Genomic DNA, 25,762 nt, shown 5'->3' on the forward strand with positions numbered 1-25,762 from the left:
CTTATTCCTTATTTTTTCTTTCCTCTAGGTCCAGGACCGCTAATCAAACCTTGACTTTGTTGAGGCTCCTCATTCTCTTCAGAGGTATTAACTATGATTTCAGTTACAATCTTCTGTCCCTTCTTCAAACCCTTGATAATTTCAGTATGTATACCGTCGCTCTGACCTATGGCTACAGAATGAGCTGTAAGGGTATTGTTAGCAAGAGTCCAAACTTTGTTTTTTCCTTTGCAGTCAACAATTTTGATATTCTTTCCCACAGTTTCCTTGGTTGGAGTAAAGCGGAGTGCTTTGTTGGCAACGGCAAGAATACCAGCACGTTCTTGTGTAAAGATGGTTACATTTGCTGTCAAACCTGGTTTTAATTTGAGATCTGCGTTAGGTGCAGAGATGACAACCTCGTAAGTGACTACATTGTTTGTTGTAGTAGCTTCCAGACGAACCTGTTTTACTGTTCCCTGGAATACATCGTCAGGATAAGCATCTACTGTAAAATTAACGCGGTCACCTTCTTTTACACCGCCTATATCTGCCTCGTCAACATTTGCAATCACCTGCATGTTGGTCAGATCTTTAGCGATAGTAAAGAGCTCTGGTGTGTTGAAGCTTGCTGCTACGGTCTGTCCTTCCTCTACGCTTTTTGATATGACAGTTCCATCTATTGGCGATGTAATTGTAGCATAGCTCAGGTTGGTTTGGGCTTTCTGTACATTTTCCTTGGCCGAAGCTACTTGCTCTTTCGCCTGGCGATAGGTGAGAAGCGCATTTTCATAATCGTCAGCACTTACCAAACCTTTCTTATAGAGGGTCTGGTAGCGGCTCATGTTTGCACTCTGATAGTTCAAACTGCTTTGCGCACTTGCCAGGTTAGCTTTGGCAGTATTCAACTCGCTCATCAGGTTGGTTTTGTCGAGTTCAGCTATGACTTCACCCTTTTTTACCTGCGAATTGTAATCAACATAAAGTTTGTTTACAATACCACTCACCTGTGTACCAACCGTTACAGAAGTTACCGCTTCAATAGTACCGGTTGCAGTTACACTATTCTGCAATGTTTGTGTGGTTACAGCTTCCTGCTTGAAGTCTATTTGCTCTTCGTTTTTGCTTCCTGAGAACAGCCATGCTGCCACAGCTACGATGATTACCACAATCATGGCAATCCAGATTTTGCTGATTCTAAGTTTTTTCATAAAAATGTATGTATACCTATTAATGATTTGCAATATGTTTTCGGATGTTAATACCAATCTTTCTCTTTAGATTCTGCCGTTTTGGTAGAATTTCAACATGTTGATATTCAGAATGGTAAGATACTTTGCCTGAAGTTCGTTCTGTTTAGCCTTCAGAAGATTATCTTTGCCGGTTCTCAATTCTACGATGTTCTTTAATCCCAGTTTAAACTGTTCACTTAAAAGATCGTAGCTAGTTTGTGCACTTTCGCTGCTCGCCTTGGCAGCCTTAAACTGGCTTTGGTTTGTATTAGCCTGCAGCCAATAGTTTTCGATAGTAGAGTAGAGCTTAGTTTGCTCATTCTTTATATCGAGCAAGATGCTTTCACGCTGAATGAGTGCTTTATTGACAGAAGTCTTGGTCTGTCGGTTATCAAAGAGAGGAATGCTGACACCGATTCCACCACCCAGGCTGAAGTTGGTTTTCATCTGACTGCCCCAACCGTTTTTGTTCATGGATGTGGTGCTGGTCGTAGCTCCTGCATTTGCGCTGATGGTTGGCAACTTTCCTGCCTTTGCAATCTTGATGTTCAGATCGTTCTGGTCGAGTTTGTTTTGATAGCTCAAAAACTCAGGGCGATTCTGAAGCGCAGCTGTATAGACACTGTTCATTCCTGGGATAGAGGCCAGAGCCATCTGGTCTGTTGTGCTTGGAATAGCGATGTCGAAAGCTTCTTCACTGGTAATCTGCAGGAGTTCCTTCAGCTGTCGTTTATAGTTTTTAACGTTACTTTCAGCCTGCACGATGTTAAACTCATCTTGTGCTCTCTGTGCTGTGAGTTGTGCTAAGTCTGCTTGGCTCATCTTGCCAATTTTTACCATTTCCTTACCACGCTCTTCGTTTTGAACACTCGACTGATAACTTTCTTTGTTTACGTTGATAGCCTCTGTAGAGTAGAGTATCTGTACATAAAGTTGAGCAATCTGTTCTTGCAGGTTGAGGGCTTGTGCTGTCGAATCGAGTTGTGCCGCTTCCTTTGCCAGCTTGTTCAGTTTCACCTGATTTCTGTTTTTGTTTCCGTTCCAAATCGTATAATTGCCCATCACGCTATAGCTGCCATTGTAATATACCTTGTCGATGGAAGCTTTGCTGAAACCTTCTCCGCTGATTCCATTAGAAACCCAAGGCGTATAGTTTACACTTTGATTGGTGCTGGCAGAGAGCGATGGCAGAAGCGCTGACTTTGATTGCAGATAGTCCTCCTGAGCTGAAGCTTTTGTGAGTTGAGTCTTCTGCAGTTGAATGTTGTTAGCCAGTGCGTAACTGATACAATCCTGCAGTGACCATTGCTTAGCTTGTACAGCGATAGGAGCCGACATGATGAACAGCGCTACCGCCATGTTTTTAAAACTTGCGTTCATACTCTTTTTACTTTTTGTTTTCATTTTTACAGAACTCTTTGCATCTGTTCTGATTAAATGTGGATTAATGTTCTTACTTTCCATAATTGCAAATCTTAATAGGATACATCATTTTTAGCTTTGACGTAAGCGTTGCCTATAAAGTTGCAACTTATATGTTTTTTTGATTAAAAGCAGGATGATAGGTTTAATATTCTCATTTATCTTTAACAATCCTTTTCAAAGTGAAAGATTTCTTTTGCTTTTCCACATTAATTTATTTATATTTCTCAAAAAAATGTTTCTTCTTTCGTTATCTTCGCTGAAATTGTGTAACTTTGCAGAAAAATTTAAGAAAGGAATAAAATAAATGCCGTTAAGATTACCAGATAAGCTTCCAGCTATCGAACTGCTGAAGCATGAGAATATATTCGTGATGGACGAAAGTCGTGCGCATAAACAGGAGATTCGTCCGTTGAAAATCTGTGTGCTCAATTTGATGCCCCTCAAGATTACGACCGAGACAGATCTCGTTCGTCTTCTGTCGAATACTCCTCTTCAGTTAGAGGTTTATTTTATGAAGTTGAAAAGTCACACGCCAAAGAATACTCCAATAGAGCACATGATGATGTTCTACAAGGATTTTCAGGAACTTTCCAAACAGAAGTTTGATGGAATGATAGTTACCGGTGCTCCTATCGAAACGATGGCTTATGAGGAGGTAGAATATTGGCCTGAAATCAAAGAGATTTTTGATTGGGCCCGTACCCATGTTACTTCAACACTCTATATCTGCTGGGGTGCCCAGGCTGGTCTTTATCATTTTTATGGTGTTCCTAAGTATCCTTTAGAGAAGAAGATGTTTGGTATTTTTAAGCAGAAGCCTCTCGATTTGTCTCAGCCAATCTTCCGCGGTTTCGATGATATCTTTAATATGCCTCATAGTCGCCATACGGAGGTAAGACGTGAGGATATTGAAAAAGTGCCAGGACTTGACATCATTGCCGAATCGCCTGAAAGCGGTGTCAGCATTGTGATGGCCAGAAACGGCCGCGAATTCTTTGTGACGGGTCATCTTGAGTATGCGCCAAACACGCTGGATAAGGAATATAAGCGTGATATGGGCAAGCGTGATGATGTAGAACTGCCAAAAAATTATTATTATCATGACGATCCGAATGAAGAACCTTTGGTGACATGGCGTGCTCATGCCAACCTCTTCTATAGTAATTGGATCAACTATTATGTTTATCAGGAGACTCCTTACAATATTGACGAAATCAGTTAATTTGAAGGAGTTGGATGATTTCGAGATTGATTTCTTATGCAAACATTAGAATTATTGGCGCCTGCCAAGAACTTGGAATGTGGTATTGCTGCCATTGATCATGGTGCAGATGCCGTATATATTGGTGCACCTCGTTTTGGGGCACGAGCAGCAGCAGGCAATTCGCTGGAAGATATCAGACAGTTGTGTGATTATGCTCATCAGTTTGGAGCAAAGGTTCATGTTACAGTGAATACTATCATCTATCAGGATGAGATGTTGGATACGCTTAAGATGATCCAGCAACTTGATGAGATTGGTGTTGATGCACTTTTGCTGCAGGATATGGGTGTGCTTACTGAGGTGAGGGCGCAGAATTTGTGGAGTAGAGAATTGCATTCCAGTACCCAGTGTGATGTAAGAACTCCAGAAAAGGCGTTTTGGCTTACCACGTTAGGTTTCAAACGTGTTGTTCTGGCTCGTGAGCTTTCGCTCGATGAAATCAAGGCGATCCATCAGGCGATTCCTGATAGAGAAATAGAGGTCTTTGTACATGGAGCGCTCTGCGTAAGCTATTCGGGTGTCTGTTATGCTTCTGAGAAGTGTTTCGGGCGCTCTGCCAATCGCGGAGAATGTGCACAGTTCTGTCGTATGAAGTTTGATCTGCTCGATTCCAATGGTCAGGAGATAGAACATCAGCGTTATCTGTTGTCGCTCAAGGATCTTTGTCAGCTTGATCATCTCAAGGATCTTGCTGATGCTGGAGCTACTTCGTTCAAGATAGAAGGAAGATTAAAAGATATCAACTACGTCAAGAATGTGGTGGCTGCCTATAGCAGTCAACTCGATGCAATCGTAAAAGCTGAACCGCGTAAGTATCGCCGTGCATCGGTGGGACATGTTCAATATAATTTTACACCTAATCTGAAGAAGACTTTCAATCGTGGCTTTACCCATTATTTCCTGAATGGGCGACAGCCGGATATTGCTTCTTTCGATACGCCGAAAGCTATAGGTGAGTTTGTGGGTAAGGTTAAGGAGATACGTGGCAACATTTCTTTCAACGTAGCCACAGTAGCCAGCTTTAAAAATGGCGATGGACTGTGTTTTATCAATGATGACCGTGAGTTGGAAGGCTTTCGTGTGAACAGAGTAGAGGGCAATCGCCTCTATCCGTTTGGAATGCCTGAACATTTGCGTCCGGGCATGGCTCTTTATCGTAATAACGATCGGGCTTTCGAGGCTTTGCTGGCCCGTAAGTCTGCTGAACGTAAAATCTATATTGTCATAGCAATGGAGCCTGTGATGGGTAATGAGTTCAGGGAAGAGCCACAGGGGGTAAAGGCTGTTGTCAACATCATGAAGACGAAAGAGGTTGATGGTGGCTTGATTTATCAGGTGGCTGAGGTGTTTAAAGAGTTGAAACTCGAAAAGGCGAAACGCCCGCAGGGCGAAAATATAAAGGCTCAGATGAGCAAACTGGGCGATACGATTTACGAAGCTTACCAGGTAGAACTTCTGAAGGGAATGGAGACATACTTTGTTCCGAACAGTATTCTCACTGCTATCCGGCGTGAATTGATAGATGAACTTACCAAGGCAAATCAGAAACAGCTTGATAAGTCGTTGTGGGGTGGATGGGATAGAACCCTGTTCAACAATGGTTTTGGATTCAGTCAGCCCGGTGAGCACCGACTTACGAAAGAGGAATTGACTTGGCAGTCGGAATACGGAAGATGGGGATACCTCTATAATATAGCTAACTATGATGCAAGAGATTTTTATCAGATTCATGGTCTGTCGCCAGTAGTTCCGGCATTTGAGTTGGGTAAGAATATTCCTTCTGCATGGGATGCTAAGACCCAGGAAGAATATGATGAGAATATAGAAAAAGACAAGGCAAACCGAAGTTTGCAACCTAAGTATACCAATGAAAAGGGAGAATCGCTCCTGATGCAGTGCCGCCATTGTATCCGCTATTCGTTGGGCTACTGTGTGAAGCGTGGAGGCAAGAAACCATCCTGGAGAGAGCCTCTCTTCCTGCAGTTGGGCGACGGTCGCCGCTTCCGTCTGGAGTTTGCGTGCAACGAATGTCAGATGAACTTATATAGTGAGAAATAAATGAAAAAGAAATGGACGATACAGATTCTTTGTATGCTGGGCATCCTCTTGATGTTCAGCAGTTGTTATCATCGCCGTGCTCATCACCAGATGCATGCTGCTATGGTAGAGTACAGTAATAAACAACTCGATTCCATTTCGTTTTCTACTACCCATCATTATACCAACAAATTCAATTTTCTGGTATTCAAGGATTCCCTGGAATTGATAGCGCAACAGCCTGAAGAATTTTTGAGCAATTTGCCTATCGACTCCTTCGCCGTCCGAAAGAACCGCCTGCTGGTGGTTACGGATATTCGTATGGTTCCTCAGGATTCTGTAGATTCAGTTTGGGTGCAGTTGGCTACTGAAGATAATCAGTTTGGCTGGACCCGTGAGTCCCGTCTGTTGCCGAAGGTTGTTCCCGATGATCCTATTTCAGAGTTCATTATGACCTTCAGCAATACTCACTTGCTCATCTTCATGGTTATCATTATTCTCATAGCCGTAGCCTATACAGTTCGTAAGATTTTTCATAGCAATGGTAAACTGGTTCATTTTAATGATATTGATTCACCATATCCTACAGCCTTGGTGCTTATTGTTTCGATATCAGCAACCTTCTATGCAACCATTCAGTTGTTTTTGCCAGAAGTATGGCGTCATTTTTATTTTCATCCTACGCTCAATCCTTTTGCCGTACCGCCTATATTGGGCTTTTTCCTGGCTACAGTCTGGGCGATACTGATAGTAGGATTGGCTTGTGTTGATGAGGTGAAACACCGTTTGCCTGCAGGTGATGCAGTTCTGTATCTTGGTGGTTTAGTGGGTGTTTGCGCCATTGATTACATCATTTTCAGTGTTACTACCTTATATTATATAGGTTATTTGTTGCTCGTAGCCTATATATGGTTTGCCATACGGGTTTATCTGTTTCCTCATAAATAAGGATAGGGGGTGCAGGAAAAAATATGTACTTTTGCACCCGTTATGAAAAGAATAGTATTTTATAGTAAAAAGAGCGTATGCATTGGTTTGGCAGCGGTAGCGTTGCAGGCTAGTGCTGCGGATAACGAAAGGGCTACTTGTTCTGACCTGTCATTGGGTACGAGTGAAAAGTTTACGGCTGCTAATGGCTTGCTGGCTGATAGCAGCCGAGTTTATGATATTGATGAAGTTGTGGTTGTTTCGCAGCCTAAGGAGAATTTCCGTCTTCGTCAACAGCCTCTCAGCAGTACTTCCTTCGGCTCTTATCAGATGCAGCGACTGGGGTCTCGCGATTTGCGTGAACTTTCTTGCTATGTTCCTAACTTCGTAATGCCCAACTATGGCTCGCGTTTTACCAATGCCATGTATGTGCGCGGCATTGGAAGTCGTATCAACAGTCCGGCTGTAGGAATTTATCTTGACGGAATTCCAGTGTTGAGCAAGGCAGCTTTCAATCTTCACCATTATCAGACCAGCCGTATAGATATTCTCCGTGGTCCACAGGGAACACTCTATGGTCAGAATTCTGAAGGTGGTTTGGTGCGCATCTATTCCCGCGATGCTTATGATAGCAAGGGCACCTACGTTAATCTGGGATTGGGCTCTCATTTCTATCGTAATGTAGAAGCGGCTCATTATATGAAGCTTTCACCTCGTATCGCATTAGGGGTAGCTGCTTTTTATGATGGACAGAAGGGATTCTTCCATCGTGCAGGAACCAGCGATTATGCCGACAATTATGATGAGGCTGGCGGTAAGTTTAATCTTAAGTTCCGTTTTGATAGAGGATGGAGCATGGATTTGCTAGCCAATTACCAATTTGTCTATCAGCATGCATTTCCTTATGGTCAGTTGGATTTAAACAGTGGCAAGGCTGCATTGCCAAATACAACATTCCCTGGACTTTATCGCCGCAACATGCTGCTTTCGGGTGTCAATCTTCGTCATGAAGGAGCGAAATGGGATTTTGCTTCTACTACCAGCTATCAGTTCCTGGATGACAATATGAAGATGGATCAGGATTATCTTCCTGGAGATTATTTGAGCTTGCAGCAAGATCAGTTGCAGAATTCTATCACTCAGGAGTTTACATTTAAGAGTCGTCAGCCTTTCTTCGGCTTCTGGCATCTTACACAGGGTGCATTCTTCTCCCATGTGTGGTTGAAGACAAATGGTCCTGTAAAATTCGGTTCAGAATTGACGAATCCTATCAGTAACGTTATCCAGCAGCAGATGTATTCCGCCATCCATTCTTTGATGGTGAAGCAGATGATGGGTAAGGGAATGCTAGAAGCTGCGGCTAATGCGATGGCTACGGTCGCGATAGAGAAGGCGGGCGGCATCAGCATGGCGGCGAGCATGGGAGCTCCGGGTTTGTTCCATACTCCTCAGAGCAATTTGGGTCTCTATCACGAGAGTACGTTTGATCTTTCTTCCCGTCTGAAAGCAACGCTTGGTTTGCGTTACGATTTCATGCATACAAGTATTCATTACGATACTTATGCTTATATGGCGATGACAGCTAATGTGATGGGCAAGGAGGCCACTTATACTTTGCGTTCAATGCTCGCCCGCAAAACGAGTGATGATTACAACCAGCTCCTGCCAAAATTTGGATTAAGTTACAAGCTTGATGAGCAGGGGAGCAATGTCTATGCTACGGTGAGCAAGGGCTATCGTGCAGGCGGTTATAATATCCAGATGTTCAGTGATATCTTGCAGACCGAACTGAATGCTCACCGTCAGGATGCGATGGGAGGCAATTATGACGTTTCTCATACCGATGAAGATTATGATAGGGTGAACCAGACTATTGCCTTTAAGCCGGAAACCTCATGGAATTATGAGGTAGGAACGCATCTCAATCTTTTTGATCATCGTCTTCATTTCGATTTGAGTGCCTTCTATATGCAGGTTCGCAATCAGCAACTCTCTGTAATGGCAGGAACCTATGGCTTTGGCCGAATGATGGTTAATGCAGGTAAGAGTCACAGTTGTGGTATTGAAGCCGCGCTCAAGGGTCAGGCTTTCGACGGTGCTTTTGATTGGGGTGTAAACTATGGTTTTACACGCGCCGTATTTGATGAATATACTGATGGCGAGGGTGATAAGGCTGTGAATTATAAGGACAAGAAGGTTCCTTATGTTCCTCAGCATACGATAGCAGCCATGGCTGACTATCATTTGGGACAGTTTACCTTCGGATTGAACATGAATGCGCAGGGCAAGACTTATTGGGATAATGCCAATACCTACAGCCAGAAGATGTATTTCGTGATGGGTGCGCATTGTGATATTGATTTCAGTAAGATGAGCATCAGTATCTGGGGTAGGAACCTCACAGATACTAATTACAATACCTTTGCTGTTGATAATGCAGCAACAGGAAAGAAACTGTATTTTGCCCAGCGTGGCAATCCTTTCCAATGTGGTGTTGATCTGAAATTCCACTTTTAGGATTAAATAGAAAAGGAGTTCAGGCATTCTGAAATGCTAGAACTCCTTTTCTTTTTAATCTCATTTATTTCCTTCCTTTATTTTAATTCTCCATATCCTACCAGCCGGTCGGTGCGGTCGCTCTGAGCCCGATAGTAAACCAGTACATTGTATTTGTTCTGGGTCTGGTAGAAATTTCCTTCTGATGGGAGCAGCCTGATGCTTCCGTCGTCCATCTTCATGAGATACTGATAACTGTAATAACCTTGCTTCATGAAGAGACGTGCGTGATAGGTTTTCGTCATTTCATCATATTCCATCCGATATTCGGGGAGGAAACGGCCGTAGGTCCAATCTGCGTTCAGATAAACATCGCCTGGCAGTTTTGGAGCTTTCAGGGTAAAGTGAATCTGTGCATATTCGCAGGTGTTGTTGTTTTCTACGTTGTCGCTGTTGCGGATATAAAACGAACCTTTGGCTGCTTCATCGTAAACGTAATTGGGGCGAGGACTGTCTGTCATTACCTTTACCTGATAGTCGCTTCCATCCCAATCTATAGCGTCTATTCCCATGGTTGGATGATCGGTGTCCAGAAATTCAAACTTTCTGTATTCATTGCCCGCATCGAAAATCAGAGCTCTTACATGCTGCCAACTCATTTTCCCCGCACTCAGGTAGTCGGGTTTAGGGTTGATGACAGCATTGTCCCATCTTCCGTTCTGAAGCACTACGATGTTCAGCTGGTTGGGATGAGAGATTCTCAGCTGGCTGTAATCCAGTTCCATTTTCAGTTGCTGGTGGTCCTTCTGGATATCTATATCTGTTGTTGAAGTAGCTTCTAACTTCAGTTTAACCAATGGCTGAGGCTCTGTAATCATCCAGCAGGCTGTAAACATTTTGCCTTCTTCCTCGTTTTCCGCATTGTCGTCATAAACCGTCAGTCTGTAGTTGCCACTCATGGTAAGTTGACAGTCGGCATTGGGAATTGCCAGATGATAATGAGTGTAAGGATGATTGGTGTTGATGGATTGCTCTACATCTTCAATCATCTGATTGCCGTTGAAGCCTCTCATATAGTCGCTTTCAAAGAGCGAAGCAGATACGTTCCAGTTTGCATCACAATGTTCAATCTTGTAACTGTACCGATGATAATCGTGCGTCATGTCGTCAAAATCGATATGGATAGGTTCTCCGCCCAGTGACGATACTGGGAGCGATAACCAGTTGGTTCCGCCTACAACCTGTAGGGTTCTGATGCGCTGGTTGAATATCTCGTGCTGCTGCGCCCAGGCAGGATAGGTAAACAGAAAGAGAAGGGAGATGATAGTGTATAATAGTTTCATATGGCTTCGTACGTATATATAAAAAAATAACTTGCAGTAGCCTTTTGACAAAGAACTAAATGCAAGCTTAAACAATCTAAATTAATACATGAAAACACTTTTGTAGTCGATAGGGGAATCGAACCCCTATGCCAAGATTGAGAATCTTGTATCCTAACCATTAGATGAATCGACCATTCAAAAAAATCTCTATTGGTCTCCCGACTTATAGAGACTTATTAATCTAATACCATGAAAAACACATGTAGTCGATAGGGGAATCGAACCCCTATGCCAAGATTGAGAATCTTGTATCCTAACCATTAGATGAATCGACCAACGGTACATTTTCGGACGATAGCTTGCGGAAGGTGGGGGATTCGAACCCCCGGTACGGTAACCCGCACGGCAGTTTAGCAAACTGCTGGTTTCAGCCACTCACCCAACCTTCCAGTCGGATTCTTAACCGAATCAACCAAGCATCGTTCTTAAATGCGAGTGCAAAGGTACTACTTTTTTCTGATTCTACCAAATCTTTTTGCAACTTTTTTTCGATAAAAATGCATTTTCTTTGTAACTCCCACATTATCAGGGGTTGTTTTCTTTCAGTATGATGAGTGCTTTCATTCCTAAAACGAGCAGAGGCGGATTTCTTTCTCAGAAATCCGCCTCTTGTAAAAGAAAGGGCCGCTCGATGATGTGATGAAACTCCGAATGTATAAACATTTGAGAGTCCTCCGCCTTTGTAATCCACCGGCTTTTCAGCTTACCTGCCTGCTGCAGTTTATGTGGCCCGCCATGAGCAAGAGAATGTCCTCTCGGTTTCAATAGTGTAATTTGATGAGTATCCCAATCGAACCGAAACGACCCTTATTCCTTCTGGCACCCATGCATCATCACGATGCAATGGTGCAAACATCTTAGTCATTATTTGATAATGCAAAGATAATGCAATATTTTGAAACTACCAAATGTTTTAGCTGTTTTCTTCGAATATTTTTTCGAAATATTTTCTCAACTCCGTTTTGTCCTCTATGATATTGCGCAGTTCGTTGAGCGCTTTCTCGTTAGGGGAGTTGGGAATCCATAACCTGATGTATCCGTTTCTTGAATATTTTTCTTCCATGTGCTGGCTGAACCGCTCCCATTGCTGCTCCTTGTCATCAGCTGGATTGTTTTCTTTGCCATACTGTATGGCGCGCAGAAAAATTTCGTGAACATCAATATCGCGATCGGCTTCTGCCACAATCTTGCCATAGATGCTGCGAGGCTGACGGCTAGATGAAGCCCGATGGTCCTCAACGGCTTCTTTCATGATTTTAATCTGCTCTTTATTGAACCAGCGCTTCAGTCTTGCATCTGCCTGCAGAATCTTACCGCTGGTGATGTGATGAATGGCACGCGGACCGCTCATCCCCAGGTCGTGGTAAGCGGCTATTACATACACCATATCGATGTCGGCTCCGGTTACCGGAACCAGTTTCAGTGAGTTTCTGATGACTCGGGTAACATGTCTGAGTCCATGACTTTCGCCAAAAGCATTATATTTGGGGAGAATCTGTTTCTCCACAAAGTCCATGATTTCGAGATTTACCTGTTGCTTCATAGATATTCCTCCACTTTATTTATATAATAAGGTACGCGCGTACATTATTATTAGTTTATTATTGTTCAATTCGCCATTCCGATGATGATCAGGGATGATACAATGCCGAAACAGAAGATGTTCAGAGCTGTTTTGCCCAGAATTCTGTTCAGTTCTCTGCCTTCGCCTATTTTTTTCATCTCCATATAGGTTCTGTTGTGCAGAATGATATAGAGTGCTGCAAACGGCAGGAACATGCTGCTGGCTTCATGCTGAAATACTTCGCAGATGGTGACACCTATAATGGTAATGATGCCCAGATTGCCCAATGCGCAGTATAACCGCTCGGCATTCTTCTTTCCTATGTGAACCACAAGGGTCTTCTTGCCGGCTCTCAGGTCGTTGTCATGATCACGATAATTGTTCAGAATAAGCAGCGTATCAACTACCAGTCCGCAGGCTACAGATACGAGAACCGTTTCCAGGCTTACTCCCTGCATGGTTTCGGGCATTACGAGATAGTATGTGCAGCATACGGGTACAATGCCGAAGAAGAGCAGTACCAGAAGATCGCCCATGCCCAGATAGCTGAGACAGGTAGTATAGAGGAAACAGAAGACTACGCAACAGATGCCTACAATGACCATTTCCCAACCACCGAAAAGAACCAGCGGAAGTCCTATGGCGCAACCCAGAAGAGTAGTGAGGATGATTCCCCATTTCATGGCTCCCAATGTAATCCAGCCTTCAGCGCAGGCACGTTTCGGTCCCAGCCGGGTTTCGTCGTCATTACCATGTTTGAAGTCGAAATAATCATTCACCAGATTGCTGTCTATCTGCATCACCCATGCAAAGAGCAGGCAGAGTAGGGCTGGCAATGTCTGTATCTGCTGAGCGTCTTTATAAGCCAGCGCAATACCCAATAAAACAGGAACAGCCGCCGCCGTCAGAGTCTTCGGGCGAGCGGCTAGATACCATGCTTTTATAGAATTTGTTTCTATCATATTCTAAAAAGATTAAAATTGAATCTCCTGAAATCCCTAAAGGAATCAGGAAGATTAATTGAAGAAGTTCCAACTTACTCCAATACGGAACACTCTCTCGTTCATCGGATAATGAGGAGCGAAGAAGTAGTTCTTGTCGCCCTGTCCTGCATTGATGTGGCTCATCATTACGAAGAAACGGGTGTGCTTGATGTGAACGTTGGCGTAAACATTAACGATAGGATAGTTGCCTATCTTTACGTTGTTCTCGCCGTTGCCCTGTACCGTATACTGTCCCATATAAGGTGAATAGTCGGGAGCTTCATAGCTTGTAAAGTAGCGCATGTCAGCACCCAGGTCTACGTTCAGCACCTTTACTACCTTGAACTTGATGTAGAGGTTGGTGTAGGCATTGAAGGCTGGTACTGGCAGAACACTCTCCTTGCTTGAGTGCTGGTAGGTAAACTGGTTTTCCCAGTTCAGAATGCCTAGTCTGAAGTTCTGCTCCAGTTGTGCTGTCAGCAGGTTGATTCCTCCGCTTTCCTGCATCGGTGTAACCATGACTCCTGTTCGCAAACCTTTTTCTGTAATGTCATAGCTTTGCGAGAAGTAGGTGTAGTTCTTGATTTCATCTACAGCCACTCTCAGCTTGGTGCGTGTCTTAGGGAAGGAGAGCGTACCCATGATGCGGGTATGGATGGTCTTGTCGAGATCATTCTCCCACCACAGATGGCGGGCGTGATAGTTGCGGTAATAGAACGATGGGGTTTCTCTATGGAAGAAAGCATCGCCTCTTACCTGAAGCGTGTCGCCCAGGAATGGGATGTTCACGTCTACATTACCATCTATGGCAAGGGTTCCGGCGTCAACACCCGTCAGTCCTATTTCTGCTACGGCATTGTAGTGGAGTGTCTTGCCTTCCTGCTTGCTCAGCTGTCCGCCTACGCTCAGTACATGCTCGTTGTATTTTTCGAAACCGCCTTCCATGGTTGGCAGTTCATAGTGACGGAGGTCGTAGCTGGCGAAAGCCTTCAAGCCTGCCTTTGCCCATTTATTAAAACCTTCAAGCATGGCAATGGCGAAGGTATTCTTCATGTGCCAGTGCTTGGTCTGGTCGTAGATGGAGTCGCCGGTCAGCCTGCCTGCATCGTAATATTCATTCAGATAATAGTCGGCAGGGGTCTGATAAGCTTCGTAAATACGGCGATAGTTGTCAAACTTTACCGTATGGATGAAGCTCGTTACCGGAACATATTCGCTCTTGTAGAAAAGCGAGTCTTCGGCATTTTTCTTCTGGACGGCAAGCAGACTGTCGGCAGCGGCTTTTCCGTTTACTGCGATTCGGGTACTGTCGCTCCTGATGTCCTTTGCGGCTGAGTCTTTAGCCGGTTCATCGCCTGCAATCTTGGCTCCGTCAGGACGGCCGCTGAATTTAGCACCCTGCTGTTTGTCGTAGGCTTTCTCATCAAATTTCTTGCCTTGTTCCTTGGCTTTCTTTCTGGCTTCTTCCTTCGCATTCTCTTCAGCATTTTCCTTTTTCGAAGCCATGGCAAATTTCTTTGCCTTGATTTCTTCTTCGGTCATCTTTACCTTTCGGCTGAAACCTACGTTATAGCGGTGGGTAAAGAAGATGTGCTGGTTGTCCAGTCGGTTCCAGTTCTGTTCCAGAACGGTAGGAATTTCATTGGTGGCAAACGATTCGGTGTAGATTTCCGGATGTTTGATGTAATCATCGTTGGTAATACCGCCGTTCTCGGTCATCTTCTCATGATTGGTACTGAAGAGAAAGTGTGCCTGATAGCGGTCGCCCAGGTAAGATGCCCACATGGTGTATTTGAAGTGGCTGGTACTCTGGGCGTTATAATATCCTCTGCCATACTTGTAGTCGAATCTGAAACCGGCGCCTAGCCTTTTGTTGGCATTCACGGCAAACATGGCCTTGAAGTCGTCTTCTCCCGTCACCTTGTCGCCGCAGCTGTTCAGCGTTATGTTGGTGATAGGTGAGTAGGTGTTGGTGAAGTGGAAGTCGCTTACCGGATTTACGATATAATCGTAGGGCTCTGTAAAGATGAAGTTGCCCTGTGTATTGCGGCGGTCGATGAAGATTCGGTTCAGTCGGGCAGTACCCATGTTTCCGAGGGTGTTGTATTCGCCTCTCAGTCCTTCCGTGAAGGTTGAGTTCATGTACATGTGCTGCAAGGTGTCTACTACCGCAGCCTTTGTGTCGCCGAAGCGTTCGTCTACAGTCCATACCCTGATGCCCTTCGGAATCTCCTTGTCTGAGCCCAGTGAATCGGTGTTCACCTTGCGGTTGGTTTGGGGACGGAACTGCGAATCTTCGTTATAGTTAAAATCGTTTTGTGCCGCAACCGGGAGGGTTGCAGCACAAAATAGGAGTGATGAGAATATAATTTTCTTCTTCTTCATTATTTCTTAAATAGTCGGATACATACTTCGGCAATCTTGAGCACTACACCCACGATGAGTACGATGTAGGCGATATTGCGGCTTTCTTCCAGCTGGGTCCAGAGTATTACCCCCACGATGGCGAGCAGCATGAAGGCGATGTTGAGATAGTTGCGTACCTTCAGCATGTTGCTCTGGTCGCTGTAGGTCAATGGGCGAAGTCGGCGGTGCTGAGGTCTTACGGCGTAGCTGGTAGGCTTCTTCTGTTCAGTCTGTTCTGCGCCCTGCTCAGCTGTAGGCTGGGCTGTAGCGTTTGCAGGCTGCTTTGCCTCGTTCTGTTGTATCTTGTTGTCTGTATTCTGATTATCCATTTTTCTTCAACTTATTGTTTTACTAATGCAGCTAACTCTGCGAATATCTGATCCTTGCGGTCGATGGTGCATCTGCGGAACTTTCCGAAGATTTTAGCCAGGTCGTTCTGCTTCTTGTTGAGCGCAATCTTGTCGCTGATTACCTCTTCTGCAGGTTCCTTGAAACCGGTGCTTCTTCCTTCCTCGTAGTTGTAGATGATGCGGCAGAGCGAGAGATTCAGATGATTGTCTGAAATCCTGGCTATCAGCTGGTATTTGAATTCCGTGCGGTCGAGCGAGATGAATGACTGGCTGAAGACGAGCCATTCGTCCATCGTGTTGGCGATGACGTGTTCAGCATCGTTTACCAGTGCTACCCGGCTTGCTATGTTCTGGTCGTTCTGTGTCAGTTCACTCATGTATTTTAATACGATGTCGTAAATCTGCTTGGCAGTTTTTCCGTTAGCATCCGTATCGAGTGTGAATTCTATCTTGTTTTCATCATTATATGTGATGGCGCCTGCCAGATATTTCATGTCCACTTTGGCTGTTGTGCCATTTGCCAGCTTGTTGGCAGGCTTGGCAGCCTCCTTTGGCTTAGCGGCTACTGCAACAGGAATCGCCCATCCCTTGGTTGAGGTGGTTGGCTCCTTTACAACAACTGGTTCTGGCTCAGTAGCATGGGCCTTCTTTGCTTCCGCCTTTTTTGCTTCAGCTTCAGTCTTGGCGCTTGCAGCGTTGATGCTGTCGGCCTGAGCCTTCAGTTTGGCAGCCTGTGCTTTAATCTTAGCCACTTCCAGTGCCTTTTTGGCAGCTTCCAACTGTTTCTGTGCCTGTTCCAACTGCTGCTGTTCTTCAGTCAGCACGGTTTGGGCCTGTGCAGTCATCAGCGGGAGGAGCATAAATATGGGGATGATGATTTTTTTCATGTCGAGTTGTTTTTATGAAACTATAAAATGACGGTTCCTGTGGGGGAACTTAGCGGAAGATGAGGGATTCAAACCCCCGATACCCGGAAGAGGGTATACCGGATTTCGAGTCCAGCGCATTCGGTCACTCTGCCAATCTTCCTTTTTATTTTATCAGATGCAAAAGTAATACATTTTTTGCATCTGACAAAATATTACTGTTATTTTTTAACTATATTAACCCCGCTTTATAGGATTTTATACTATAGTTTTTACTGTTGCTGCAGGAATCTGTCGGCCTCGATGGCTGCCTTGGCTCCCGAGCCTGCGGCAACAACACCCTGGCGATAGATTGGGTCGGCCACATCGCCTGCTGCGAAAACACCCGGAATGTTGGTGGTGGCAGTACCTGGCACTACTTTGATGAAGCCCTGCTCGTCGAGATCTATCTGACCCTTGAAGAGGTCGGTGTTAGGCTTATGTCCGATAGCCAGGAAGAATCCGTCGATGCTGATGTCAAACTTCTCTTCGTTGGCTTCGCCCTTGTGGCGCACGAGATGAGCACCTTCTACACCATTCTCGCCGAAGAGTCCCAGCGTATTGGTTTCGAACAGAATCTCGATGTTCTCCTTGTTCTTTACACGCTGCTGCATGATTTCTGAAGCACGGAGATAAGGCTTGCGCACAATCATGTAAACCTTCTTGGCAAGTCCGGATAGATACATAGCCTCTTCGCAGGCAGTATCGCCACCACCCACTACGGCTACGGTGCGCTTGCGGTAGAAGAATCCGTCACAGGTAGCGCAGGCTGAAACGCCCTGTCCGCGATATTTCTCTTCATCGGCAAGACCCAGATATTTGGCAGATGCGCCTGTGGCGATGATTACGGTTTCTGCCTCAATCTCGTTGTCACGCTCATCGGTAAGATGAAATGGGCGTGAGCTGAAATCTGCCTTCACGATGCTTCCGTCTCTCATTTCGGCTCCGAATCGGGCTGCCTGTTCCTTCATGTCCATCATCATCTGTGTTCCGTCTACGCCGTTAGGATAGCCCGGAAAGTTTTCTACCTCTGTGGTGATGGTGAGCTGTCCGCCCGGTTGCATACCTGAATAGAGTACTGGCTGCAGGTTGGCTCTGCCGGCATAAATGGCAGCCGTATATCCTGCAGGACCGCTACCTATAATTAATGTCTTTATCTTTTCCATTTTTTATCTTATAGTTATATTTTTGTTTCCGATGGCTCGAAATGAGCCATTTTCTTTGCAAAGGTACATCAAAACAATGAGAAATCAAAATAAAAATACAATATTTTTCTTTTCTTGCATAAATTATTGCTTTCGTTTGAAGAATTATTGTTATCTTTGCACCCGAAAATAAGATGCTCCGGAAAGAACATCAATTAGAAAAAACGAAAAATATTTACTTGATATATGAATCAGATTAAGAAGATTGTGCTGACGGGTGGACCTTGTGCGGGCAAGACTACCGCTATGGTTAAGGTGATTGAACATTTCTCCAGTCTAGGCTATAAGGTCTTTACCATTCCCGAGGTTCCAACCATGTTCACCCAGGCGGGCATGAATTATCTCACCTCCAACAAGGATTTTTTCTTCGAGGGCGAAAAGGCTACTTTCCAGACTCAGATTAACCTGGAAGACAGTTTCCAGCGCATGGCTGAAACATTGCAGCAGCCGGTCATCATCGTCTGCGATCGTGGTACGATGGATATTTCTACCTATCTCACTCCTGATTTCTGGCACCGCATCATCTCTGAAGAGGGTTATACAGATGCCCAGCTTCGCGACCGCTATGATGCTGTGCTGCATCTGGTGAGTGCTGCTGATGGTGCCGAGCAGTTTTATACTACAGCCAACAATGCGCAGCGCCTGGAGAAGGCCGATGAAGAAGGACTGAAGATAGCGCGCGAGTTGGACAAGAAGATTGTTTCTGCATGGAAGGGTCATCCTCATCTCAGGGTAATCAATAACCACGAAGATTTCAACAACAAGCTGAACCGTGTGCTCAAGGAGATAAGCAATGTGCTTGCCATTCCGCAGCCGATAGAGGAGGAGCGAAAATATATCGTGAAGCTGACGGGTGAGGTTCCTAATGCGATAGACAGCGATATTGTTCAGACTTATCTTACGGGTGAGCCGGGCAGCGAGATTCGTCTTCGCCGTCGCGGTTTCGAGGGAGGCAAGTATGTGTATGTTCACACCACCAAGAAGCGTATTTCAGACAATGAGCAGATAGAGACCGAGCGACAGATTAATGCCAATCTTTACGAGAGTATGCTTCAGCAGGCTGACCCTTACCGCCAGCGCATTCATAAGCATCGCAAGAGCTTTATCTGGAAGGGCCAGTATTTCGAGCTCGACGAGTTTCTTGAGCCGGTTTCCGACCTGATGATTCTTGAAACCCGCGGCATTTCTGCCAACGAGAGTGTGAAGTTTCCTCCTTTCATCCAGGTGCTGGAGGATATTACGGGCAACAGCAAATATTATAATTATAACATAGCGCTGAAGCGGTAAAATCAGCCTAAAATGTAAAAAGTTACGGAGATAATTCATATTCTCCGTAACTTTTTACATAAACCACTCACTTTTGGTGTTATTGAGTTTCATCATTCTATTTTCTCCTTTATCCGTTGTACTTGAACACCTTGACCATTTCCTTGTCGCCACCCACGAGCTGGCTACATCTGTTCAGCATTCCGGTGTCAGAGAAACCGCATTTCTCCATGACTCTTCCTGATGCAGGATTGCCTGTGAAATGGTCTGCCCAGATGTTTTCGAAATGCTTCTCGTTGATGCAGTAGTCAAGCATCAGCTTCAAGGTTTCGGTGCAGATTCCTTGGTTCCAAAATGGCTTTCCTACCCAGTAGCCCACCTCACAGTCGTTTTCTCCGATAGGGATGTTGCTGGTTTCATGGGTGTAGTAGCCGATGCAGCCGATAGCCTCGCCAGTCTCTTTCAACACAATCGCCCATGTCGTTTCATTATGGAAGAATGTCCGGATTATCTCCCGACTTTCCTCTACAGACTTATGCGCCGGCCATCCAGCACGTGGTCCTACGTCAGGGTCGGAGGCGTACTTGAAGAGCGCCTCTGCATCAGATTCCTCCCAATAGCGAAGTAAAATTCTTTCAGTTTCCATCAGATTATTTCAATGAAATTCTTCGTTCTTTATTTTGTTATCTATTATCTTGTAGCAGAGATGTTTGGGGGTACTAGCTTATCTTATATGTTGTAATCTAAATATTTCTTTCTGCTTTTCTATTTCTTCCTTAAGTTGCTGTTCTGTAGGGAGATATGTAAGATATTTTGAAGCAAATAATTGCTTGCTGTCGTGCAAGATGGAAAATCTTGCGATATCCTGGCTGGTTTCCGAACAGAGTAGTATGCCGATGGTCGGATTGTCGCCTTCCGTGCGTTTCAGTTCATCATACATTCTTACATACATATCCATTTGTCCTACGTCCTGATGGGTGATCTTGGTCGTCTTCAGGTCAATCAGTACAAAACATTTCATCAGGTAATTGTAGAATACCAGGTCTATGTAGTAGTCCTGGGTATCGGTGATGATGTGCTGCTGTCGCTCTACGAAGGCATAGCCTTTGCCCATCTCCATCAGAAATTTCTGAAGATGGGTGATGATTGCACTCTCCAGTTCGCTTTCCGAGAAGCTCATGTCTCGGGATAAGCCCAAGAATTCTGTCACCATTGGCGACTTGATGAACATGGCAGGTGAGTCTGCGTATCCTTTTGTAAGGGTTTTCATCTCGTTCTCTACCTCATCTTTGTGCTCATTGCTGGTTTGCAGGAGTCGATAATAGTATTGTGAGGCAACATTGCGGTCGAGGGTTCTTGTGCTCCACATTTGCTCTGACGATTCCTTTAAATACCATAGACGAGCTTCTGCATCTGTAACTCTTAGAATACTCTTTAGATGAGTCCAAGTAAGATTTTGCACGCGCGCGTGCAAAATCTCCCAATCAGGAAAATATTGGTATAATTGCTTGAAATAGGCAAGGTTACGAACACCATAGCCGGAGCCGAACTCAGTCGTCAACTGCTGAGATATGGACTTGATGAGCTGTATTCCATAATCAGCACGCTGCTTGCCAAGCTGCTCTTCTTCAACAATACGTTTGCCGATTTCCCAGTTTGAGCGTATCAGGGTTTCGTTGATAGATTGATACGCCTTGTTTCTTGCCCTTGTGATGATGGTTCTGATATCATCTATGACATGTGCATCTATATTTATAATATTCTTTTCCATCTATATATTTTTTCATTTGTTCAAGTTTCGCAAGTTTTGTCCCATACGCCCTGGACTAGGAGCTTTTGAGCCTTCAGCCCGTACTTGACCACATGCGAAAGTTCAATTATTAATTTTAAGGCAAAGATAATAAAAAAAAAGGAAAATGAGCAAAAAAATGATGATTTTTTACTCATTTCCCTTTAACTTTCTTTGTAAATCCTTAATGACCTTAATGACCATGACCTTAATGACCGGATTTCTCAGTTTTCTTTATCCCATGCAGCTCGTTACTCCGAGCGTAGTAGCGATAGCGGTCAGAATGCTGATGGCTATCTGAAGAATTGTTTTCCAAGTGTTCGCTTTCATTTTTTTTGAATGTTGAATGTTGAGTGTTGAATGTTGAATTTTTTGTGGGCGGATAGGCTGGGCTAGGGGCTAGCACCCTAGCCAGTCTATCCTTGGGCTATTCAAGGCCGTCGCCAGTATCGTCCTTGCCGGTAGTACCGCCGCTTGATTCAGAGCCTTGGCCTTCGCTACCGGTCTGACCGGTGTTTGAACCACCTGGGGTAGAACCGCCTGGCGTATTATCCGGAGTAGTTGGTGCGTTGAGGTCAACGTTGGTCTTACCCTCCTTAATCGCCTTGATAACGGCTGCCTGAGCGCTGCGGCTGGCTACGAGGTTGAACTCGGCGTCATCGCGAAGGTTCTTGAACTCCTGACCAGGCTCCCACTGAACCTTCACGCCGGTAATGTTCTGCGAGGTGAACTTGTCAGCATCCTCGGCACCCTTCGAGGTGAGAAGGAGAGAGAAATCACCAAGATCGCCCAGACGAATCTTCTTGCCCTCAAGCAACATCTCACGCATGCAATCTACGGCGATGTAGAGGATGGCGCTGATGTCAGCTCTCGAATAAACACTTCCATGAGAGGTGATGTGCTTGGCAAACTTCTCGATGGTCATGATGTCGGTGTACTGTGAGATGGCGAAAGCGTTCTGCTTCTCAGTCTTCACGAGTTCCAGGTCCTTCTGGTCAGGATTCTTACCCTCCTTCTTTGCCTGGTTGATGCGTGACTTAGCCTGGTTGATTTCCAGAAGATTTGCGTTCACGCTACGCATTACGATGCTGTAATTAATCATAGTCTGTAGTATGTTTAGAGTCCTTTGTTTTGCAACTCCCCAGAACGCCTCGTTCCTGCCGTTTTCGGGGTCTTCATTGATGACCGGCGCCTGCCATCATTTATGACCCGTGTTGGTCTTAAGAGAAGACCCGAGCAAGGCACAAAAGGCTGTTCTTTCGATTGCCGGTGCAAAGATACGAATAAATCCGGTATCTACCAAATTTAGACATGTGATAAGGAGCGATTTTCAGCAAACTTACAATTTGAAAGTTGGTTCTAAATACAAACTCTATGTTTCATGTGGCGTATCTCTATGCTTTCGCGGTATAGAAGCTGTGTTTTTGCTGTATAAATCAGTATATTACAAAGCAATAACCTATTTGCAGGAAACGTGTTCAGTATTCAGTATTCAGTTTTTTTCGCTGTTGTTACCACTCTCTGTAAAGATAGTATATTATATATATATAATATTATATATATATAATATAAAATAATTACTTACAATTTATAACCATGAAAAAGGTAACTATCGCGAAAAAAACTGAATACTGAATACTGAACACCCTTTAGGCACTAATTAGTTTACTCCGCAAGGGGTATTCCATTCGGGATGTGGCAAAAGTTAAGTGGAAGGGGCGTGAGTACGGTGCAACGAGTTAAGCGATTAAAAATACACAATCATAGCAATAAAACTATTAATTTTACGTTCTTTTCAAAGAAAGGGGTTGTGCAATAGTGGCTTAAAGGCTAAAAGCACTACCTTTGAATGCAGTTAAATATGGTAATGTTCAAAGTCACAATTTGTGATTTTGGAAAAATGAATATAAATATGACAGATAAAATAGAAAAAAAAGGAGAGCAGCGAACTGTGTATATCACATGGGTGCATCCATTAAGGACTTAGGCAAAAAGCTGTTTGGCTTCTCCAAAATGGATATATATAGTATTAAGGCGCATCGCCAGTAAACGTCCTTTGTTATTTGATCCAAAATAGAACACTTTAAAAACGGAGGTAGAATGAATAGATATTTCGACTCTTACGGTTCAGACCCACGCCGCATCCAGTATGCTGGTAGCGAGACTGATGGCTTTTCTGTTGATTATAAGGTTATTGAGTTTTCACTTGCGAAACTTCAATTAATTACACCTAAGCGAATTTCCACAAGTAAAAGGTTCTACTATCTTGCTGGATGAGTTTTATAATTTAAAATACACTATCTTCATGAATAAGTTATTAAAAATATTTTGTTTTTGTGGGTTGTTTTGCCTATGGAATTGTTGTAAAAATAGCATACATCCTAACCTTATAAACAAAAAAGTTTGTAAGCAAATATTGGTAAAAAATTATTTTGATGATAATGAATACATTATTAATGATGATATTTCAATCCAAGAACTGTATGAACTCTTACAGAATGCAACTCTCTGTGATATAATCAAATTGCCTCCAAGATTAGTATTAACTATAAAAGGTACAAATTATCATCAGACTTTTTTCATATGTGATGATTATATAAAAGATGACAAAAGAAAAATATATAGATGTAAAAAAAATATAGAAAAGGAGTTAAAGAAAATCATCAAAGATAATCGTTCACACAATGGTTTGGAACGTAGTGAATGGCAGGCTGTATATAGTGAGAATATTTCGCGTGGTCAACTAAACCGACCTTTAAGAACTTATTATATAACAACAAAAGCCCCGTCAGGTAATTATGTAGGGGACGATGGTCCTTCTATTTTAGCAGACAAAAATATTCCAATTTCGCTATATTGGTATAAAAAGTAAAATAATTCGTACGATAAAATAGCTTACATATTTCATCGTATGAACATGTTGTTATTAAAAATATAAAACAGATGAAAATAAAGTTTACATTATTATTATTTTTATTATTAGTAACATTTTCTGCAATTGCAAATTATAATTTGCCTAAGGAGAGACTCAAAAAAGTCAAGTTACAATTAAATAATAAAACTTTCGAACTCTGTGTACCTAAAGGATACATGTTGTCAATCAACTATACATCAGAAGAAATCGAATATTTGTTTAGATATCAAGATTCTTCATGTATCTATTTAAGTGGTTTCTTTTATTGTAAAAATGAACGAAATATAAGTCTTTTAGGGGATAGTATATATAATCTTCGTTTTCAAAACTCGAAACTAATTAAAGAAATTAACGAGCTTCTTACAAAGAACAAAATTCCTATAAAACCAGATACTATTAAATTGAAGGGAATTCAAGAAAATCAATTAATGTGGAAGGATATTCTATTGAAAGATATAAGTGTAGGCTATTATAATGTGTCGAAAATAAATGTCGCCTTATTTGATAGGTCAATATCATCATTGAAACAGAAAATGAAATAATTAAAGAATGAAACATCCCTATGAAGAATATGAGGCATCCAGGCTTTGGGAATTTGTAAAATCGTCAATAGAAGATTTAGTTGAGAACAATGATATTGAGCTTTTTACTCCGATAGAGTATATTGTAGGTCATATTTGCAAAAATATATCCTCAACCGATATAAATAGTGGAGAAAAGTCGCCCAAATAGAGCATTTCATCATATTAGAAATGTCTAAATGGAAGAGAGTGTAAAACAGTGTCAAGCTATAACAATTATAGTCCAACACAGTTTATTTTACACTCTCCATACTTTCTTATTCAGAATATAGTTCTTTCCATCCTCTTTTTTAGTTTCATTGCCAAACGAGTCTATAAGAATAATGAAGTTGGCATCCCTCACCTTATAGAATATATTGTCGCCACTCGAAGGATGTGCAAGCATCAATATGTTACCGTCAAGCATATGGAAAGAACCTCTTAACTTTTCCTGCTCGTGCTGCTTTCCTTTGAATGTCTGTATCAATAAGTAGGTACCATCAGCATTTAGCGTGAGTGTTGTTTCATCATTAGACGGCAACACACCACAATATGTTCCTGCAAAAGAACACAAGCAGACTTTATTTTCTATGACTGTTGAAATATGGTGTGAGGAAAAAAACATTGACCAATCTGTATTTTTGATTAATGCAGCTATCAAATGCAATAAAATCAACCATATATCGTTCTTTAGATAAAACATAAAATAAAGACGTATGAAAGTATCAACAAAACGAGGCTATAAACCGCCTTAAAATTCGCCAGGGCTTATCAGAGGATATTTCCCTTGTATCTTTGAAAGTTTTTCCATGTTCAGGCAACCCATACCAATGGCAGTGGCAAGACCTTGAAGACCATCCAGAAGAGCGGTCCTGACGGTGAGATTACCACCTCGTTTGAGTATGACGGCATACAGCGCCTTGTCCGTGTCACCGACACGGAGGGCAATGTAATGGCCTCTACTTACGACATGGGTGAAATGTGAATGAAAGACCTCAAACTGTAAATGTAACCATAAAATGAGAAATTACATTTGTTTAATTACGCTTTACGCTTTTACCTATATTTTATACTC

The 25,762-nt window shown here is 43.3% G+C and carries 24 protein-coding genes and 4 tRNA genes; 10 read left to right on the plus strand and 18 right to left on the minus strand.

Going from position 1 to position 25,762, the window contains the following annotated elements:
• Window positions 1-8: 8 nt before the first annotated feature.
• Together NNC77_RS02525 and NNC77_RS02530 are read right to left on the minus strand one after the other, a co-directional pair.
• Window positions 9-1,190, minus strand: coding sequence for an efflux RND transporter periplasmic adaptor subunit (locus NNC77_RS02525; RefSeq protein ID WP_254969698.1), 1,182 nt, complete (start codon window positions 1,188-1,190; stop codon window positions 9-11).
• Window positions 1,191-1,256: 66 nt separating this feature from the next.
• Window positions 1,257-2,591 carry a TolC family protein gene (locus NNC77_RS02530; protein WP_254969697.1) on the minus strand — a complete coding sequence of 445 codons (1,335 nt, stop codon included), beginning with the start codon at window positions 2,589-2,591 and terminating at the stop codon, window positions 1,257-1,259.
• A gap of 349 nt (window positions 2,592-2,940) precedes the next feature.
• Here NNC77_RS02530 and metA point away from each other — a divergent pair, with 349 nt between their 5' ends.
• The 4 genes from metA to NNC77_RS02550 are packed head-to-tail and all read left to right on the plus strand — an operon-like array spanning window position 2,941 to window position 9,381.
• Window positions 2,941-3,858, plus strand: coding sequence for a homoserine O-acetyltransferase MetA (gene metA, locus NNC77_RS02535; RefSeq protein ID WP_006846715.1), 918 nt, complete (start codon window positions 2,941-2,943; stop codon window positions 3,856-3,858).
• A gap of 36 nt (window positions 3,859-3,894) precedes the next feature.
• Window positions 3,895-5,958: a peptidase U32 family protein gene (locus NNC77_RS02540; protein ID WP_254969696.1), complete on the plus strand. Its 2,064-nt coding sequence runs from the start codon at window positions 3,895-3,897 to the stop codon at window positions 5,956-5,958.
• Window positions 5,959-6,885 (plus strand): zinc ribbon domain-containing protein, encoded by a 927-nt coding sequence (locus NNC77_RS02545; protein ID WP_218458339.1) that lies wholly within the window; start codon window positions 5,959-5,961, stop codon window positions 6,883-6,885.
• 42 nt (window positions 6,886-6,927) lie between these two features.
• A complete protein-coding gene (locus tag NNC77_RS02550) occupies window positions 6,928-9,381 on the plus strand; it encodes a TonB-dependent receptor (protein ID WP_254969694.1) in 2,454 nt (817 codons plus the stop codon).
• 77 nt (window positions 9,382-9,458) lie between these two features.
• On the opposite strand, the gene NNC77_RS02555 is transcribed toward NNC77_RS02550, so the two are convergent.
• The 11 genes from NNC77_RS02555 to trxB form a co-directional block, all read right to left on the minus strand.
• A complete protein-coding gene (locus tag NNC77_RS02555) occupies window positions 9,459-10,703 on the minus strand; it encodes a DUF5103 domain-containing protein (RefSeq protein ID WP_254969693.1) in 1,245 nt (414 codons plus the stop codon).
• 103 nt (window positions 10,704-10,806) lie between these two features.
• Window positions 10,807-10,878: transfer RNA gene (locus NNC77_RS02560), tRNA-Glu, on the minus strand.
• Window positions 10,879-10,948: 70 nt separating this feature from the next.
• Window positions 10,949-11,020: transfer RNA gene (locus NNC77_RS02565), tRNA-Glu, on the minus strand.
• A gap of 27 nt (window positions 11,021-11,047) precedes the next feature.
• Window positions 11,048-11,134 (minus strand) — tRNA-Ser (locus NNC77_RS02570).
• 524 nt (window positions 11,135-11,658) lie between these two features.
• Complete coding sequence (locus NNC77_RS02575; protein WP_254969692.1) at window positions 11,659-12,288, minus strand: HD domain-containing protein; 630 nt, start codon at window positions 12,286-12,288, stop codon at window positions 11,659-11,661.
• Window positions 12,289-12,353: 65 nt separating this feature from the next.
• Window positions 12,354-13,271 carry a 1,4-dihydroxy-2-naphthoate octaprenyltransferase gene (gene menA / locus NNC77_RS02580; protein WP_254969691.1) on the minus strand — a complete coding sequence of 306 codons (918 nt, stop codon included), beginning with the start codon at window positions 13,269-13,271 and terminating at the stop codon, window positions 12,354-12,356.
• Window positions 13,272-13,325: 54 nt separating this feature from the next.
• A complete protein-coding gene (locus tag NNC77_RS02585; RefSeq protein ID WP_254969690.1) occupies window positions 13,326-15,677 on the minus strand; it encodes a putative porin in 2,352 nt (783 codons plus the stop codon).
• Entirely contained in the window at window positions 15,677-16,027 is a 351-nt protein-coding gene (locus NNC77_RS02590) for a mechanosensitive ion channel protein MscS (RefSeq protein ID WP_254969689.1), read from the minus strand. Before NNC77_RS02590 ends, NNC77_RS02585 begins: the two co-directional genes overlap by 1 nt.
• A gap of 11 nt (window positions 16,028-16,038) precedes the next feature.
• On the minus strand, window positions 16,039-16,935 hold the full coding sequence (locus tag NNC77_RS02595) for a DUF4468 domain-containing protein (RefSeq protein WP_254969687.1): 897 nt from the start codon (window positions 16,933-16,935) through the stop codon (window positions 16,039-16,041).
• A 53-nt stretch (window positions 16,936-16,988) separates the two neighbouring features.
• Window positions 16,989-17,077, minus strand: a tRNA-Ser gene (locus tag NNC77_RS02600).
• Window positions 17,078-17,186: 109 nt separating this feature from the next.
• Complete coding sequence (trxB, locus tag NNC77_RS02605) at window positions 17,187-18,119, minus strand: thioredoxin-disulfide reductase (RefSeq protein ID WP_022121168.1); 933 nt, start codon at window positions 18,117-18,119, stop codon at window positions 17,187-17,189.
• A gap of 225 nt (window positions 18,120-18,344) precedes the next feature.
• On the opposite strand from trxB, the gene NNC77_RS02610 reads away from it, so the two are divergent.
• The gene (locus NNC77_RS02610; protein ID WP_022121167.1) at window positions 18,345-19,445 is read left to right on the plus strand and encodes an AAA family ATPase; all 1,101 of its coding nucleotides are present in this window, start codon (window positions 18,345-18,347) and stop codon (window positions 19,443-19,445) included.
• Between the two features lie 109 nt (window positions 19,446-19,554).
• Here NNC77_RS02610 and NNC77_RS02615 read toward each other — a convergent pair whose 3' ends face one another.
• From NNC77_RS02615 to NNC77_RS02630, 4 genes are all read right to left on the minus strand, one after another.
• Window positions 19,555-20,070 (minus strand): GNAT family N-acetyltransferase, encoded by a 516-nt coding sequence (locus NNC77_RS02615; protein WP_200757858.1) that lies wholly within the window; start codon window positions 20,068-20,070, stop codon window positions 19,555-19,557.
• Window positions 20,071-20,148: 78 nt separating this feature from the next.
• Window positions 20,149-21,195, minus strand: coding sequence for a PDDEXK nuclease domain-containing protein (locus NNC77_RS02620; RefSeq protein WP_117729323.1), 1,047 nt, complete (start codon window positions 21,193-21,195; stop codon window positions 20,149-20,151).
• Window positions 21,196-21,447: 252 nt separating this feature from the next.
• Window positions 21,448-21,543 carry a smalltalk protein gene (locus NNC77_RS02625; RefSeq protein WP_153072405.1) on the minus strand — a complete coding sequence of 32 codons (96 nt, stop codon included), beginning with the start codon at window positions 21,541-21,543 and terminating at the stop codon, window positions 21,448-21,450.
• A 97-nt stretch (window positions 21,544-21,640) separates the two neighbouring features.
• On the minus strand, window positions 21,641-22,315 hold the full coding sequence (locus tag NNC77_RS02630) for a DNA-binding protein (RefSeq protein WP_437183266.1): 675 nt from the start codon (window positions 22,313-22,315) through the stop codon (window positions 21,641-21,643).
• A gap of 998 nt (window positions 22,316-23,313) precedes the next feature.
• Between NNC77_RS02630 and NNC77_RS02635 the strand changes: the two genes are divergently transcribed.
• The 4 genes from NNC77_RS02635 to NNC77_RS02650 all read left to right on the plus strand — a co-directional run bounded on the left by NNC77_RS02635 (window position 23,314) and on the right by NNC77_RS02650 (window position 24,859).
• Window positions 23,314-23,490, plus strand: a complete 177-nt coding sequence (locus NNC77_RS02635; RefSeq protein ID WP_158570216.1) for a hypothetical protein — start codon at window positions 23,314-23,316, stop codon at window positions 23,488-23,490.
• A 28-nt stretch (window positions 23,491-23,518) separates the two neighbouring features.
• Entirely contained in the window at window positions 23,519-24,085 is a 567-nt protein-coding gene (locus tag NNC77_RS02640) for a hypothetical protein (RefSeq protein ID WP_254971898.1), read from the plus strand.
• Window positions 24,086-24,156: 71 nt separating this feature from the next.
• Window positions 24,157-24,669, plus strand: a complete 513-nt coding sequence (locus tag NNC77_RS02645; RefSeq protein ID WP_254971899.1) for a hypothetical protein — start codon at window positions 24,157-24,159, stop codon at window positions 24,667-24,669.
• Between the two features lie 7 nt (window positions 24,670-24,676).
• Complete coding sequence (locus NNC77_RS02650) at window positions 24,677-24,859, plus strand: hypothetical protein (RefSeq protein ID WP_254986854.1); 183 nt, start codon at window positions 24,677-24,679, stop codon at window positions 24,857-24,859.
• 87 nt (window positions 24,860-24,946) lie between these two features.
• Here NNC77_RS02650 and NNC77_RS02655 read toward each other — a convergent pair whose 3' ends face one another.
• Entirely contained in the window at window positions 24,947-25,261 is a 315-nt protein-coding gene (locus NNC77_RS02655; protein WP_254971932.1) for a copper resistance protein NlpE N-terminal domain-containing protein, read from the minus strand.
• Between the two features lie 273 nt (window positions 25,262-25,534).
• Here NNC77_RS02655 and NNC77_RS02660 point away from each other — a divergent pair, with 273 nt between their 5' ends.
• Complete coding sequence (locus NNC77_RS02660) at window positions 25,535-25,672, plus strand: hypothetical protein (RefSeq protein ID WP_254971930.1); 138 nt, start codon at window positions 25,535-25,537, stop codon at window positions 25,670-25,672.
• Window positions 25,673-25,762 lie beyond the last annotated feature (90 nt).

Origin of the sequence: Segatella copri (assembly GCF_024330485.1) — a bacterium.
GTDB classification, from domain to species: Bacteria; Bacteroidota; Bacteroidia; order Bacteroidales; family Bacteroidaceae; genus Prevotella; species Prevotella copri_L.

Coding starts and splice junctions, on each gene's coding strand:
- NNC77_RS02545 (WP_218458339.1), top strand. CDS start 5,959: ATGAAAAAGAAATGGACGATACAGATTCTTTGTATGCTGGGCATCCTC.
- NNC77_RS02585 (WP_254969690.1), bottom strand. CDS start 15,677: ATGAAGAAGAAGAAAATTATATTCTCATCACTCCTATTTTGTGCTGCA.
- NNC77_RS02525 (WP_254969698.1), bottom strand. CDS start 1,190: ATGAAAAAACTTAGAATCAGCAAAATCTGGATTGCCATGATTGTGGTA.
- menA (WP_254969691.1), bottom strand. CDS start 13,271: ATGATAGAAACAAATTCTATAAAAGCATGGTATCTAGCCGCTCGCCCG.
- metA (WP_006846715.1), top strand. CDS start 2,941: ATGCCGTTAAGATTACCAGATAAGCTTCCAGCTATCGAACTGCTGAAG.
- trxB (WP_022121168.1), bottom strand. CDS start 18,119: ATGGAAAAGATAAAGACATTAATTATAGGTAGCGGTCCTGCAGGATAT.
- NNC77_RS02555 (WP_254969693.1), bottom strand. CDS start 10,703: ATGAAACTATTATACACTATCATCTCCCTTCTCTTTCTGTTTACCTAT.
- NNC77_RS02575 (WP_254969692.1), bottom strand. CDS start 12,288: ATGAAGCAACAGGTAAATCTCGAAATCATGGACTTTGTGGAGAAACAG.
- NNC77_RS02625 (WP_153072405.1), bottom strand. CDS start 21,543: ATGAAAGCGAACACTTGGAAAACAATTCTTCAGATAGCCATCAGCATT.
- NNC77_RS02630 (WP_437183266.1), bottom strand. CDS start 22,315: ATGATTAATTACAGCATCGTAATGCGTAGCGTGAACGCAAATCTTCTG.
- NNC77_RS02540 (WP_254969696.1), top strand. CDS start 3,895: ATGCAAACATTAGAATTATTGGCGCCTGCCAAGAACTTGGAATGTGGT.
- NNC77_RS02590 (WP_254969689.1), bottom strand. CDS start 16,027: ATGGATAATCAGAATACAGACAACAAGATACAACAGAACGAGGCAAAG.
- NNC77_RS02550 (WP_254969694.1), top strand. CDS start 6,928: ATGAAAAGAATAGTATTTTATAGTAAAAAGAGCGTATGCATTGGTTTG.
- NNC77_RS02620 (WP_117729323.1), bottom strand. CDS start 21,195: ATGGAAAAGAATATTATAAATATAGATGCACATGTCATAGATGATATC.
- NNC77_RS02610 (WP_022121167.1), top strand. CDS start 18,345: ATGAATCAGATTAAGAAGATTGTGCTGACGGGTGGACCTTGTGCGGGC.
- NNC77_RS02615 (WP_200757858.1), bottom strand. CDS start 20,070: ATGGAAACTGAAAGAATTTTACTTCGCTATTGGGAGGAATCTGATGCA.
- NNC77_RS02640 (WP_254971898.1), top strand. CDS start 23,519: ATGAATAAGTTATTAAAAATATTTTGTTTTTGTGGGTTGTTTTGCCTA.
- NNC77_RS02530 (WP_254969697.1), bottom strand. CDS start 2,591: ATGAACGCAAGTTTTAAAAACATGGCGGTAGCGCTGTTCATCATGTCG.
- NNC77_RS02645 (WP_254971899.1), top strand. CDS start 24,157: ATGAAAATAAAGTTTACATTATTATTATTTTTATTATTAGTAACATTT.
- NNC77_RS02595 (WP_254969687.1), bottom strand. CDS start 16,935: ATGAAAAAAATCATCATCCCCATATTTATGCTCCTCCCGCTGATGACT.
- NNC77_RS02650 (WP_254986854.1), top strand. CDS start 24,677: ATGAAACATCCCTATGAAGAATATGAGGCATCCAGGCTTTGGGAATTT.
- NNC77_RS02635 (WP_158570216.1), top strand. CDS start 23,314: ATGAATAGATATTTCGACTCTTACGGTTCAGACCCACGCCGCATCCAG.